This window comes from Rhodoligotrophos appendicifer (assembly GCF_007474605.1).
Lineage (GTDB): Bacteria > Pseudomonadota > Alphaproteobacteria > Rhizobiales > Im1 > Rhodoligotrophos > Rhodoligotrophos appendicifer.
The window spans coordinates 261,122-274,198 of the sequence record NZ_VHKL01000001.1 but is presented as its reverse complement, the minus strand read 5'-3'; the positions used below and the strand labels follow the sequence as shown (position 1 = coordinate 274,198).

Sequence of the window (13,077 nt, the reverse complement as noted above, 5' to 3'; positions counted from 1 at the left end):
TGACGCGGGGAAGATATTCATGATCGCCGCGACAGGACCGAGGATCGTCATTCGATCCCGTGAGGATTTCATGGTCGGCGTCGCGCGGGCGATCGCCGGTGCGCTGATCTTTTCCCTGCCGATGATCATGACCATGGAGATGTGGCAGCTCGGCTTCGTCATGGATCCGCTGCGGTTGGGGTTGTTGCTGCTTGTCGTGGTCCCCGCCCTTGTCGGTCTCTCGCGCTATGGAGGATTCCGCTCCACGGTGTGCCTGCGCGATGATATTGCCGATGCACTTGTCGGGGTCGCGGTTGCCTTCGTCACGGCGCTGTCGATCCTTTGGGTGTTCGGCCAACTGACGGGGGAAATGTCGACACGCGAAATGGTGGGAAAGGTGGCTCTGCAGATGGTGCCCGGCAGCATCGGCGCGTTGCTCGCCCAGAACCAGCTTGGCGGCGGCAAAGGCAAGGAGAAACGGCGAAAGTCAAATCCCAGCTATTGGGGCGAGCTGTTCCTCATGGGTGTCGGCGCGGTTTTCCTGTCGCTCAATATTGCGCCGACGGAGGAGGTCGAGCTCATCGCCTATTCCATGTCACCGTTTCAGCAAGTGATCCTGATCGTCGCCTCCCTGATTCTCATGCACGCCTTCGTCTATCTCGTCGAGTTCCAAGGGTCGCACAGTCGCAAGCCAGAGGAGACGTTCTGGGGAGTCTTTCTGCGGTTCACAGTGGCAGGTTATGCCGTGGTGCTGATGGTCTCCCTGTTCCTTCTATGGGTCTTCGCGCGGACCGACGAAAACGGTTTGCAGATCATCTTGATCATGGCCGTCGTGTTGAGCTTCCCCGGGGCGATCGGTGCTGCCGTCGCGAGGCTGGCGCTATGAACGACAACAAGCCCGACAACGACTCCGAAGAGCTTCTGGGTATCGGCACCTCTCCGCTTGAATGGGTCTTCGCAAGCTTTGGCGGCGTTCTCGTGGTCGCCATCATCGGCTACCTCCTTTACTCCAACTTCACGCGACCACCCGGGATCCCGAACCTGATCGTCGAGCAGACTGAAACGCAAAAGGTCGATGCGGGGTTTGTTGTTATTGCTCATGTTTACAACAAGGGCGATGCTGCAGCCGCGGGGGTCGTCATATCGGCGGAACTCCGCGACGGAGAGACGGTCTTGGAGGAAAGTGAAGCGACACTCGACTACGTTCCGCAGCAGTCGCAGCGCCGCGTGGGCCTTCAGTTCACACGTGCACCGGCGGAGCATCAGCTGCAGATCAGGGTCCAGAGCTTTACCAGACCCTAGATTTCTCCGTCCAGAAAGGCCCGAACCGTCGGATTGGTCCGCAGTTCTTCCAGCTCCGTGTCGCTCGGAAGTTGCGGCTTATCTCTCTGGGTGTTGACCATGCACAGAAAGCCGAACGCGACCCCTGCGGTCGCGCGAAACTGATGCCAAGTCCAGGGGGGGATGGTCACGAGGTCGCGTTCGCGGACAAAGCGCACCTCGTCGCCCACCAGGCAATGACCCTCGCCGCGGAAGATCATGACACCGTGCATGTGCTCGTGTCGCTCCAAGGTTGAGAAACCCTCAGGGCCCATTTCAAAATAGCGCAGCTCTCCGCTCAATTCAGGGGCCGAGAGCAGCACCTGGCGTGAAATATCCTTGAACGGCACCGAGCCCTCTTCCTTGTAGGGAAGATGGTCGATGCCATCCCAGCGGAATCCGTCCAGCGCCTTGCGGTGCATCATCTGTCAGCTCACGCTCCGTGGTTCAGGCATAATTATGATCGGCCACCGCTGCTGTGAAGGCCTTCGTCGCAGCGACCAGCTCGCTCCGGGCGGACAACAGCGCGCCGCCCACCAGCAGGATGACGTCGGCGCCATAGAATGAGAGCATCTCCGGGACACGTTCGAGCGTCATGCCGCCGGCGGGAATTGGAGCGCTGGATTGCAACGATTCCCAGGGTTCAAGTGCCCTGGCGGCGATGGCCTTGCAGGTCTCGCGGGAATAGCCGAACCGCCCGCCGCTGTTGGGAAAGATTACGCCGTCGGCACCCACGAGGCGGAAGAGGCGGCTGATCAGCAGCGTCGGCGCGATGCGAGAAGCTCCGCCCATGGTGGGATGGGCGAGGAAAGCCACATCCGGATACTCCCGCGCCAGGAGCCAGACATTTGAAAAGCCTGCAATCATGGGAGCGATCATGACCGTGTCGATGCCCACGTCGCGAGCGAATTCGAGCTGTTGCCGCATCCTATCCAGATGGCCACTGACACTGGGTATGTAGCGGGTCTGGTGGCCGGTGAACTCCGATGCGAGGCGGACTGCCTCGGCACAGGCGGCGGCTCTTTGCGCAAAGGGACTGAAGGCCTGATCGGCCAGTCCATGGTCATCCTTGATATAGTCCAGCCCGCCCAACGCCAGTCTATGCGCGAGGTCGGCCAAGTCAGGTGACGGCAGGCCCTGGGGCTTCAGCGCCGAGCAGGTGAGGGCGCGATCCCGTGCGCCGACCCGAGCGCGCAGGCCGTCCAATCCCTGATGGGGGCCGCCAAAGCAGGCAATCACCTCCGGTGGAAGCACCATGTCGTGCAAGGTCACGTCGTCATGCAGGGAAGTGTTGCCAAAGAGCATATTCAGGAGCTGGCCGGGATCGTCGGAGATGGTCTCGGCGCTCAGGCCTACCTCCACCTCGAATGTTCCCGGCGAGATCTCCGCTATGGACTCCACCCGACCGACGATCTCGGACAGAACGAACGCATCGTCGATGGCATCGACGGGCATTTCGACGCTTTGCTCGACGGCGATCGCCTGGGCTCGCGCTTCGATGCTCCCCGCCTCGCCCCGGACATGGTAGATAGCCTTCAGCCTCGCAGTCACACCTGTCTCCCCTGCTGCTGGGCGGTGGTTATACGCTGACCGTTAAGAAAAATCGCGCCAAGATGGCGCACCACCTCGCTCTTTCCCGATCCAGCCCACGGACGGCGTCGCCCATGACAGCACCGAAGATCATTCTTTTCGCAGGCCAGCGGCTCGATCCAGACGGCGAAGTCTTTCCGGAATCGCTGGTGGGCGATGTGCGGTCGGCCTTGCGCACCAAGCTTGATGGACCCGGCGATCTCATCGGCTACGCCTCCGCCTCCGCCGGAGGAGACATCATTTTCGGCGAAGAGGTCGTCCGCCGGGGCGGCAAGCTCCACATCCACATCCCCTGCGAGCGCGACGATTTCGTGAGCCAGTATGTGGCGCCTGGGGGCCGCGAGTGGATCGATCGATTCGAGCAGCTCTGCCATCGCGCTGCGAGCGTCAACATCAGCTGCGAGGAACGCCTGCTGGGCGACGAATTGCTGATCCGTTTCAACAATCAGGTCCTTCAGGGCATCGCCCGGCTCCAGGCGGAGGCGCTCGATACGCAGGTCACCCTGCTGCTGCTGTGGAGTCCCAGCGCCCCGCCCGAACCCGGCAGCCCCGCAGATTTCATGGATCACTGGCCGGAGCTGGAGCGGCTGCAGATCATCGATCTGGACGACCTGCGCGGCACACCACTATCGTCTTCGTCGAGCCAGCAGCGATTCGGCCTCGAAGTGGGGCTGAGCCCCCGGGCCATCCGGGCCATCTTGTTCGCCGACATTGCGACCTTCACCAATTTCGGCGACGAGGAATTGCCGTTGCTGTTCGACCTCTTGAGCGAGGCGCAGCAGGAGGTGGATCTGCGGGCGCCGGCGCCGATCCTGATCAATACGTGGGGTGATGCCGTGCATGCGGCCGGAGAGACAGCACATGATCTCGCCGATTATGCCTCCGCATTGACCCGGGCCGTCCGCGAGATCGATCCGAAGACCTATGGGCTGGAGCGTTCGCCCCGGTTTCGGATCGCCCTTCATGCCGGTCCCGTCTTCGTCGGTCTCCATCCCCTGACCGGCCGGAGCATGATCTTCGGCCACCACGTCAATCGGGCCGCGCGCATCGAGCCGATCGCCGTCCCGGGAGAGGTCTTCGCCTCGCAAAATTTCGTCGCTTTGCTCAGGGCGGAGATGGACGAAAGAGCCTATGAAGCGGCGATGACGGGAGCTCCCTATTCGCCGCGCTATCGTGTCGAGTATCATGATATGGTGGCATTGCCGAAGCGGTTCGGGCACGAGACGATCTATCGGGTGATCGATCTCCTCACGGTCGATCCGATCAGGGATGGGAAAAGGCCTCCAGTGTCCGAAGAACCGGTTGTCCCCGCACTGCATCTCAGCGTTGCCAATTCGCTTTCCGAGATCGAGCGGATCGCCGAGGCGGTCGAAGCATTTTGCGAGGCGAACGGGTTTGGTCCGGACGTTGCTCATGCCCTCAATCTGTCGCTCGACGAGTTGCTGACCAACACGATCACCCATGGTTTTAAGGACGAACAAGAGCATGTGATCGATCTCCGCATCGAGCGACATGGACCTGAAGTCGTCGTCCGGCTCAGCGACGATGCTGCGCCGTTCGATCCACGTGAAGCGCCGGTGCCGGACCTCGATGCCGATGTAGACGACAGAGAGATCGGCGGGCTTGGCGTATTCCTGGTCCGGGAAATGATGGACGGCATCGACTATGTGCGGCGAGACGGCCGCAACGAACTCATGCTCACCAAACTCGTAGAAAAAGCTGCGACAAGCGGCCAATAGGAGGCGTAAATGGAAATTAGCCGCGAGATGCGCGAAGGGATCAGCGTCATTGCGCCGATCGGCCGAGTGGACAGCAATACGGCCCGCGACCTGGAGGCCGTCTTGTTGCCGGCTTTCGATGCCGAGAGCAGCATCGTCGTCGATTTCTCGCAACTGACCTATATTTCCAGCGCCGGGCTGCGGGTGCTGTTGATGGCGGCAAAGCAGAGTAAGGCCCGGGGCCGCCCTCTGGCGCTATCGGGAATGACCGGCCCAGTGAACGAAGTCTTCACGATCAGCGGGTTTGCGAAGCTGTTCCAGATCCACCCCACCACGGATGGTGCCATAGCTGCCCTGCGGTCATGACAGGGGCGGGTCGGACGCCGGTCAATCTCGATAGATCCGCGGCGTGCAGGCGCCGACCTGGGTGAGGATGGCATTGGGGGCGCAGTCCATCTGTCTCGCCAGATCATCGACAGTGTGACGCTCATCGAGAAAGGTTGCAACGGTTGCGGTGTCCACAAGGCCGCGCGGTACGTCCGTCACATCGATCATTGCTAGATTCATGGCGATTCCGCCGACTATGGGCACTTGGTGTCCGGCAATGTCGACCTTGGCATATTTCGCCAGAGCCTGGGGAAGGCCGTTGCCATACCCGATCTGAGCCGTTGCGATCAGGGACCTTCTGCCGAGCCTCGTCATCCGGCGATAACCGACACACGCCCCTTCCGGCATCTCCGTGACCCTCAGCAGGGGCGCTCGGAGAGTGTAACAAGGGCGCAGTCCGTCCTGCCAAATGGCGGAGGTCTGAACGCCATAGAGAGCACTTCCCACGCGGGCGACGTCGAAGTGCCAATGCGCGCCCATATAGATCCCCGCGGAGGAGGCCAGGCTGATCGGGGCAGGTTTCAGGCGGCCGACCCAATTCACCAACTTCTCGCGCTGCTCCTCGTTGGACGGCGCGTCGGGGACGTCGAAGGAGGCGAGGTGGGAGACCCAGGTCCTGATTTCCAGCACGTCCAGCCACTCTCTGCGGTCTGCCAAGATCGCGACCTCGGCTTCGCAGAGGCCGAGGCGGCCCAGGCCTGTATCCAGCTGAACCGACACCACGATAGGCCGGCCAAGGCGGCGGGCCGCTGCTGCGGTTGCTGCGACTTCCTCCAACGTCGCGAGGACCGGTACAACCCGCTGTCGATCGAATTCCTCCGGTGCTGTGTTCTGAAGGCCGTGGAGAGCACAAATCTCGGCTTCGTCTGACGCACTCGCCCGGGCGCGAAGACCTTCGGCTAGATCGAGCACCCAGAAATGCGTGCAGCCTTCCGCAGAGAGGCGACGGACGATCGGCTCCAGGCCCAAGCCGTAGCCATCGTTCTTGACGACGGCCGACAGTACCGTGCCCTCATAGCGCCGGCGCATTTCCTTGTAGTTTTCAGCCACGGCGCCGAGGTTTACCTCAAGGGTGGCGTGGCTGAGTGGCTGGTGGGTCCCGGGGATGGGCGGTCGCCCCATGATCATGGCTGGCGCTGCCCATAGCAAATCATCCGTCGGCCCTCGCGATTCTCCCAGGCGAAGCCGACGAGGCCCTGTGCCAACATCGTGTTCTGGCCGGCAATATCTTTCACGTCGCACCATGACACTTGGCAGGACCATGGGCGAGTGTCTTCCAGATCCGTAGCCATAACGTAGCGTAAATGGCCCCCATATTGCTGCCGGATACTGCGGATCTGCAGGCCTTCCTCGATGAGATTGGTCCAGCTTCGCTCATTTCCAGGTGCCGAGGTCGCATAGAGATGCCGAAAGCCGCGGGCTCGGGCTTCCTCGCGGCGCCAGTCGATCATTCGGCGATGCAAGCCACTGCCCCAAGTTCCCGGCCTGACGGAGGCGCCAGCCAGTTTGGCAAGGGAATCCGCTTCCGTGAGCTGCAGAGCAGGGCGCGGATCCTCCTCGATCGACAGGTCCCACTGCAGAACTCCATAGGCCAGAAGGCCATGAAGGTCGTGAACGCCGACGATGATGCCTGCGCCGGAGAGCATTTTCACGAAGAACTCAAGGGTCTCCGGACGGATAAAATCCGGCCGGCCGACAGCATCCGTGGCGGCGATGTGAAGCCGGTAGATTGCCTCGACGTCCTCCATTCCGAGGACGCGCCAATTCATGGCTGCCGTCTCTGCCGCCGTCGAAGTCACTGTCACGCCGCCCCCACGGACTTCCCCTGGATTATGGTCCCCGAGCCGTACCAGATCAGCTCGTCAGGACCTCTGCATAATTCAGCATCTCAATTGGGGGATAGAGTTCCAACTGTTTTGCAACGGGCATGTTAATGATCAACGAAAATCGCTTGAGCGTTTCTATCGGAATGTCTTCGGGTGGAATGCCTTGTTCCAGGATTTTCAGAGCCTTGGACGCGGCGAGTTGGCCCACGGAATAATAGCGGGCCACGAGGGCGACGAGGGCGCCCCCTTCACGAATTGCCAGTTCCGCCGCGCCGAAGGTCGGCAGTTTCTCGCTGAGGGCCGCCGGCGCCACCACAGAATATTGAGTGCCCAGGAAGGTATCGGGGAGGAGATAAAGCCAATCGGCACCGGCGGCCTTGATCTCCGCGATCAGCTCGGGAATGCCGTCGGCCACCGGCTTGCCGTCGACCATTCGGAAGGTGCGCTCGATAAGCTCGAAGCCGAGCTTCCCCTGAAGTTTCTTGAGATCCTCCACAATGGAGACGGAATTCTGCTCGTTGAGGCTGTAGAGAACGCCGAGCTTCTTGAACGGGCGATAAGATTCCATCGCTCGCAGCTGGGTTTCGGTGGGGACGACGTGGACTGCGCCGGTCACGTTGCGCCCCGGATGCTCCGTGCTCTTGACGATGCCCGCCTGCACGGGCGCCGAGACCAGGGCGAAGACGATCGGGATCTCGGTGATGTATTTCGCCTTTTCCGCAGCATCGTAGCGTCCCGCGGTTCCCAGGGTTACCGGCGTGCCCCAGGTGTAAACCAGGTCCGGCTTCATCTCATGGATCTCCTGCACGAAGCCGGGGATCTTCGAGGGGTCGCGCTGCGCGTCGCGTTCGATGAACTCCACCTTGGCACCATTGGCGGCGAGGTAGTCGTCGAAGCCTTCCTCGACTGCGGTTCGGCCGCGATAGGTGATGCGGTAAATGCGCTTGGGCGCGGCTGATGTCGTTTGCGCGTGGGCAGACGCTGTGAGAATCGATGCTGAAGCCGCAAGGCTCAGTCCGAGGAAGTGCCGGCGTTTCATGCAGGTTCGCTCCCCATGGGTTGGGATACTGGCTTTTGTTTCCGACTGCGGAAGCCGGATGTGGTGGCGCCAAAGCAAATCGAGCCGACCGCCATCAGGGCACCGATCAGGACGACCGTGACCGTGAAGCCGTAGAGCCCCAGGAGGAAACCGGCGATCACCGGGCCCAGCGCGTTGCCGGTCCGCTCCACCAGCCGGAATATCCCGTAAAGCGCTCCATCGCCGACGGGACGGCTCGTGTCTCTGCCAAATTCACCGACAAGGGCAGATTGTGGGGCAATGCTGATGGCCTGACCGATACCGAGGAACAGCAGCATCGTCCCCAGCACGAAAACATTGGTGGCATCGATCAAGACCACCAAGCTCCCCAGCCCGGCGATGAGGCCGCCGCCGGCGACGAAGGCCAGGCGGGCGTTCCATTTGTCGGCGAGGGAGGCGAATGTCGGCACCAGCATGACCATGATCAGGGGATAGATCATCAGCATCCGGCCGATGGCGGCCTGATCCTGACCCAGTGCCTCCATATGCAAGGGAATAAGAAAGAAGCAGAAGGCCACGAGGATGATCTTGGCAGGCATGGCGCAGCAGAAGAGCAGGACGGCCAAAGAGGGTGAGCTCAGGGTGGCCGTGAAATCCCGCCAGCGGATCGGTGGACCCGAGGGCTTATGGCCGGGAATTTCCGGAATGCAGATCAATGCCAGAAGCAGGCTGGCGCCGGCCATGCAAGCCGCTATGAGGAAGGCGGCCTCGATGCCCAGGCGATCGGCGATGATGCCGCCGATGGGGGGGCCGCAGAGCCCGGCGACCAGGATGGCACCGATGAACACGGCCATGCCGCGAGCCCGCTGGCTCGTACTGGTGCTGTCGATGACATAACCTTGGGCGCTGACAAAGACCAGGGCGAAGCCGATGGCGGCCAATCCCCGCGCCAGCGCAAGCCCCAGGATGTCGTAGGCAAAGGCGGAGGCACAGTAGCCGGCGACGCCGAATGCCGCTCCGCAAATCAGCGAGCGGCGCCGGCCGAAGCGCTCCGTCAACCCGCCGAGCACTGGTTGCGTCAGGGCGACGATGGCCAGGAAGACCACCATGGGCAGGCTGATCACCAACTGGGGTGAAAGGCCCGGTATGGGCGTGGCAATGCGCTGGATGTAGATCGGCAGAAACGGGCGGGTGAGCTCTTCGGCAAACATAAAAACGAAGAGCGGGGCGCGGATCGCAACGACGGACAATGGTGCCGTCAGGGGATTGTCTCCCAGCTTGAATCGCTTGCGGACGAGCTCGAGCGCGTTCCTACGGGCGGCGCCGATGCTCGTCGCCAGGGAATCGCGCAGGGCCATGTATCGCTGGTTCACGGCGGCAAGGCGTCCATCGATCAAATTCGCCAAGCGTCCGAACTCGGAATCATTGTTGACGGGGGGGTGCTTGCGCAGATCCTCGTGGTCGAGGCTGTGGAGCCTCGCCTCCACGCCTTCGATGATGCCGTAGAGGCCGGCACCGAAGCTGATATAGACAAGCTCCAGAGCCACCAGTGCCGTGACCACCATGACGATGGCGAGGTCGATCCACAGCTTGTAGACGATCTCCTGAGCAAACGCCGGGTCGAGCCCGACGGAGACATAGGCGACCGGCGCGCCTTGCGCTCCTATGGGAAGGCGCACCCCAGGTTGCTCGCCTGCCCCGGATCTTGTGCCAACGGAAAAGAGCTGACGTCCCCCGAGATCCTCGATGCCGATCGACTGGAAGTCCGGGTTCGCCGCCAGCACTCGCGACAGATAGGGCTCCAGGCCCTGAATGTCGGAGAAGGGTATGCCGACTTCCAGCGCGCGATCGATGAGACTCGTGATGGAGCCCGCCACAGTCTCCGCCTTACGTTCCACCTCAGGCAGAAGAAGTCCTTCAGCGCGGTTTGCGGTCTGAACGGACAAGAAGGCAAGCGCCGCTATGAGGATGGCGACGAGGGCTACGGAGAGGCGGATCTGAAGGCTGCGCATCTCAGCTCGCCTCCACCGTGTGAAGCTCGGACTCGGCTCGAGCGATGGCGTCGCTTGAATTCTGGTGCGACGCGGTGCGGGCCTTGTTGTGCAACCGGGTCAGAACGAGGAATGCCGCCAAGCATCCTGCCAAGACGGCCAACACTCCTGCCGGCACTGCACGACCGATGATCTCCTTGCCCAGCGCACTGATCTTGGCCGAGGTCTCCGCCCGGCTGTAGCGGATCACCACCGTGCCGACCGAAGCACCGAAATCGTTCAAAATGCGATGACTGAGAACATGCGCCTCGGGGTCATGATCGGACGGCTCGGTTGCTCCGTCACGGTCCGGCTTGCTGCTGAAGAGTGTCTTGCCTTCAGGCGAGGCCACATCGATGGACAGGATCAGAGGGTCCGCACTGGCTTGGCGCGCCAACAGGGCGGGGAGGGTGATCTGCTCGGAAAGCGGGATACCCAATGATACCGCAGAATCCACATCCCGATCCAATTCCTTGGCCACGACCTCCATGCGGGAGCGAATCAGTTCGAGATAGGCACCGCGAACGCCGCTGAAATTCATGTACGCGCCGAGAGCTATGGCAAAGCCAACGATGACGGCGAAAAGCGGCAACGTTCGAAAAGCGAGGCGGAGCATGGGATCTAGCGCTTACTGTCGCATGATCTCGCAGATAAAGCGTGGCCCGCGAGACCAGATTATGGCGAAATACTGTCCAGCGGTGACATTGGGGAACTCATCCGTTACCGTCAAACGGTCTTTTCCATAAGGCCGATCGCGTAACGATGGCTCCCGTCACTCGCCTCATCTGTGCCCTGGCGCTTTTAACCGCCGCAGGACTGTGTCTCTGCGCATTCCTGATCTATGGCAGCCTGGACCGCTCGCAAGTGCAAGTGGCCGAATCCAACCTCAAATTCGTGCTCACACAGCTTCGTGATTCGATCGAGGCAAACGTCAATCTCGGACTGGCGCTGCCGGAAATCCGAATCGCCCAGGATCTGATCGAACAAGCGCAAGCTGCAGACAGCGAAATCCTCGCGGTCGAGATCTTCTCGCCCAATGGCACCTCACAGTTCAACACCGACAGGGGCAGCATCGGAGAACCGGTGCGCGAAAGCTGGAACGAGGCAATTCGGCGGAGCCTCGGTTACGGTCGCTGGCGGGTCGAGGAGTTTGGGGACATCGTCGTCGGCGAGGTGATCCGCAACGATTTCGGAGAGCCGGTCGGACATGTGGCCATTACCCTTGCGGGAAGTTCTCGGGAGCTTCACGCCGACGCGGTGGGATCGATCCTCACGAGCCGGATGGCCATTGCGCTGCCTTGTGCCGTTCTCGTCGTCATCTTTTCCGCATGGGCGTTGTTAAGAGCGGCGACGGCGCCGCTACGCGACGTTCGGTCTCATCTCAGCAGCACGTCGCCGGTTGCCGCAACCAGCGGCCTTGGCCTTCTTGCCGACGAGGCGCGCGCGGCGGTCGCCACACGGGTGGTCGAGCTGGACCGGACGGTTTCCGCGATCTTGGCGCTGGACGAGGACAAGGAGCAAGATGCGGCGGCTTGAGGCGCTCCCATCCTGGCTGTTGGCGGGCGTGCTCGCTGTGATCGTCGCGCTCTGCGTCGGTGCAGGCGGCTATGCCATGTTGCAGGGAGCCGAGCGAGAGAGCCTTCCGGTGCTCTCGGAGGCGACTCAGGGAGGCGCCGAGGCGGTTGGCCGGGCCGTCACCAGCCAGATCGAGAAGGCGCTGGGCTACGGAATTCCCCTCGACCGGTTGAACGGCGTTACCGAGTATCTCAAGCACGTCTCTGACGGGGCGCCGCAGGTTGAGGGTTTGGCCATCGTCGATGCGGCAGGAAAGATCTTATTTTCCACGGGTGGGGACATCGAGGGGCTCAATTTTCCCCTTCAGGTCGCGGCGCAGCCGGCAGGAAGCTTGATTCTTCAGGTGGCATCCCCCCTGGTTGCCGGCGCGGTTAGCCGGCTTGAAGCCGCCGTCGCCGTCGCAGCCCTTCTCTGCGGCGTGCTGGCAGGGCTCGGGTCCTACCTGTTTCTCGTCTACCATCTCAGAACTGCAGAGCGTCAGCTTGCCCATACCCTTGCCCTGGCGCGAGACGGGCATTTCAAGACCGCACCACCCCCCATCGGCCGCGGCATCGTCGTCGCTGCCCTGCGCGGGTTGGATCGCTGCATCGAACCGGTCCGAGAGGCCCAGCGGCGTCTAGAGGATGCCGCTGCCACGGTCCAGGCCATCGATTTCGACGGAAGCCTCAAGGAAAGGCTGGATCCCCTTCTCGCTGAGGTCAACGAGCAGACTGCGGCAGGCGCGGGGCCGTCGTCCTTCGTGGCCAGGGCCAAGATTGCCGCATGGCCGGCTTCGATCGTGGTCGGTTGCTACATGGCGGCCGCCCCCTTCATCGCGAATTATGCCATCGATCGGGAATGGTCAGCCGTGTCGGCGGCGTGGTGGCCTGGCGTCGTCCTCATGGCGGAGATCGCAGCCGTGTCGATCGCGGCGCTAGGTGCCAGCCGTCTCCCGGGCCATGTGCGACACGCTTGTGGGTGGGCCGGATTGGTCCTGGCGGGCATCGCCACCGCGTTCGTTGCCTGGTCCCATTCCTATTTGCTGTTCGTGCTGTTGCGCGCCTGTGCCGGCGCAGGGCTGGGGCTGTTCCTTGCTGCAGCGCTGAACAGCGCCAGTCTCTCCAAGCCTATCGTCAGGCTCACCGTGTTTGCCGCTTTATGCGCCGGGCCCCTGCTCGGAGGGCTTGTCGGAGAGGCGGTGGGCCGACGAATGGGGTTCCTCGCTATCGGCTGCGGTCTCGTTCTCTCCGCCGCACTGATGCCGCTGCTGCGGAACCGCCCTGGCGTTGACGCTCCTCATCCGCATGGAGCCGAGCTCTCGGGCTGGCTGGCTGCGGCCTCCCTCGGCGCAATCGGCGGTGCAGTCATTCTCGTCTGGATCCCAAGCGGTCCGGGCTATGACGATTATCTCACCGGAGGCCTTGCGACTGCGCTGACTGGCCTGGTCTGCCTGGCGGCCATTTTCGGTGGGCGCACGGAAAGGGGTGTTGCGTTTGGCGGACTGCCCGCGGGGATGATCGCAGGCATCGTGGTGCTCGGCCTCTCCGGCGGCTACACTGTCAATGACTTGATCGCGCCGGTGGCCGTGGGTCTGGTCCTGGCGATGGCAAGCCACTTCACTTCCAGAGCGCGGCCAGCGGCGGGGGCTGACTGAA

At 62.4% G+C, this 13,077-nt stretch carries 13 protein-coding genes; 6 read left to right on the top strand and 7 right to left on the bottom strand.

Going from position 1 to position 13,077, the window contains the following annotated elements; all coding sequences use genetic code 11:
• Nucleotides 1–19: 19 nt before the first annotated feature.
• Both FKM97_RS01265 and FKM97_RS01260 read left to right on the top strand, forming a co-directional pair.
• Complete coding sequence (locus FKM97_RS01265; protein WP_143957324.1) at nucleotides 20–865, top strand: TIGR02587 family membrane protein; 846 nt, start codon at nucleotides 20–22, stop codon at nucleotides 863–865.
• Nucleotides 862–1,281 carry a hypothetical protein gene (locus tag FKM97_RS01260; RefSeq protein WP_143957323.1) on the top strand — a complete coding sequence of 140 codons (420 nt, stop codon included), beginning with the start codon at nucleotides 862–864 and terminating at the stop codon, nucleotides 1,279–1,281. The genes FKM97_RS01265 and FKM97_RS01260 overlap by 4 nt, the downstream gene beginning before the upstream one ends.
• On the opposite strand, the gene FKM97_RS01255 is transcribed toward FKM97_RS01260, so the two are convergent.
• Both FKM97_RS01255 and FKM97_RS01250 read right to left on the bottom strand, forming a co-directional pair.
• Complete coding sequence (locus tag FKM97_RS01255) at nucleotides 1,278–1,724, bottom strand: cupin domain-containing protein (RefSeq protein ID WP_143957322.1); 447 nt, start codon at nucleotides 1,722–1,724, stop codon at nucleotides 1,278–1,280. The two genes, FKM97_RS01260 and FKM97_RS01255, sit on opposite strands and share 4 nt — an antisense overlap.
• A gap of 22 nt (nucleotides 1,725–1,746) precedes the next feature.
• Nucleotides 1,747–2,850: a RuBisCO large subunit C-terminal-like domain-containing protein gene (locus tag FKM97_RS01250; protein ID WP_143957321.1), complete on the bottom strand. Its 1,104-nt coding sequence runs from the start codon at nucleotides 2,848–2,850 to the stop codon at nucleotides 1,747–1,749.
• Nucleotides 2,851–2,963: 113 nt separating this feature from the next.
• On the opposite strand from FKM97_RS01250, the gene FKM97_RS01245 reads away from it, so the two are divergent.
• Both FKM97_RS01245 and FKM97_RS01240 read left to right on the top strand, forming a co-directional pair.
• Nucleotides 2,964–4,628, top strand: a complete 1,665-nt coding sequence (locus tag FKM97_RS01245; protein ID WP_170240679.1) for an ATP-binding protein — start codon at nucleotides 2,964–2,966, stop codon at nucleotides 4,626–4,628.
• Nucleotides 4,629–4,637: 9 nt separating this feature from the next.
• A complete protein-coding gene (locus FKM97_RS01240; RefSeq protein WP_143957319.1) occupies nucleotides 4,638–4,973 on the top strand; it encodes an STAS domain-containing protein in 336 nt (111 codons plus the stop codon).
• A 21-nt stretch (nucleotides 4,974–4,994) separates the two neighbouring features.
• Here FKM97_RS01240 and FKM97_RS01235 read toward each other — a convergent pair whose 3' ends face one another.
• From FKM97_RS01235 to FKM97_RS01220, 5 genes are read right to left on the bottom strand one after another with little or no spacing between them, the layout of a single operon-like run.
• Nucleotides 4,995–6,122: an alanine racemase gene (locus tag FKM97_RS01235; protein ID WP_170240678.1), complete on the bottom strand. Its 1,128-nt coding sequence runs from the start codon at nucleotides 6,120–6,122 to the stop codon at nucleotides 4,995–4,997.
• Nucleotides 6,119–6,799: a GNAT family N-acetyltransferase gene (locus tag FKM97_RS26170; protein WP_170240677.1), complete on the bottom strand. Its 681-nt coding sequence runs from the start codon at nucleotides 6,797–6,799 to the stop codon at nucleotides 6,119–6,121. Before FKM97_RS26170 ends, FKM97_RS01235 begins: the two co-directional genes overlap by 4 nt.
• A 49-nt stretch (nucleotides 6,800–6,848) precedes the next feature.
• Nucleotides 6,849–7,859 (bottom strand): ABC transporter substrate-binding protein, encoded by a 1,011-nt coding sequence (locus FKM97_RS01230; protein WP_143957317.1) that lies wholly within the window; start codon nucleotides 7,857–7,859, stop codon nucleotides 6,849–6,851.
• Nucleotides 7,856–9,850, bottom strand: a complete 1,995-nt coding sequence (locus FKM97_RS01225) for an MFS transporter (RefSeq protein WP_143957316.1) — start codon at nucleotides 9,848–9,850, stop codon at nucleotides 7,856–7,858. The genes FKM97_RS01230 and FKM97_RS01225 overlap by 4 nt, the downstream gene beginning before the upstream one ends.
• Before the next feature lies 1 nt (nucleotide 9,851).
• A complete protein-coding gene (locus tag FKM97_RS01220) occupies nucleotides 9,852–10,484 on the bottom strand; it encodes a hypothetical protein (RefSeq protein ID WP_143957315.1) in 633 nt (210 codons plus the stop codon).
• A 146-nt stretch (nucleotides 10,485–10,630) separates the two neighbouring features.
• Here FKM97_RS01220 and FKM97_RS01215 point away from each other — a divergent pair, with 146 nt between their 5' ends.
• Both FKM97_RS01215 and FKM97_RS01210 read left to right on the top strand, forming a co-directional pair.
• Nucleotides 10,631–11,404: a hypothetical protein gene (locus tag FKM97_RS01215; RefSeq protein ID WP_143957314.1), complete on the top strand. Its 774-nt coding sequence runs from the start codon at nucleotides 10,631–10,633 to the stop codon at nucleotides 11,402–11,404.
• The gene (locus FKM97_RS01210; protein WP_143957313.1) at nucleotides 11,391–13,076 is read left to right on the top strand and encodes an MFS transporter; all 1,686 of its coding nucleotides are present in this window, start codon (nucleotides 11,391–11,393) and stop codon (nucleotides 13,074–13,076) included. Before FKM97_RS01215 ends, FKM97_RS01210 begins: the two co-directional genes overlap by 14 nt.
• Nucleotide 13,077 lies beyond the last annotated feature (1 nt).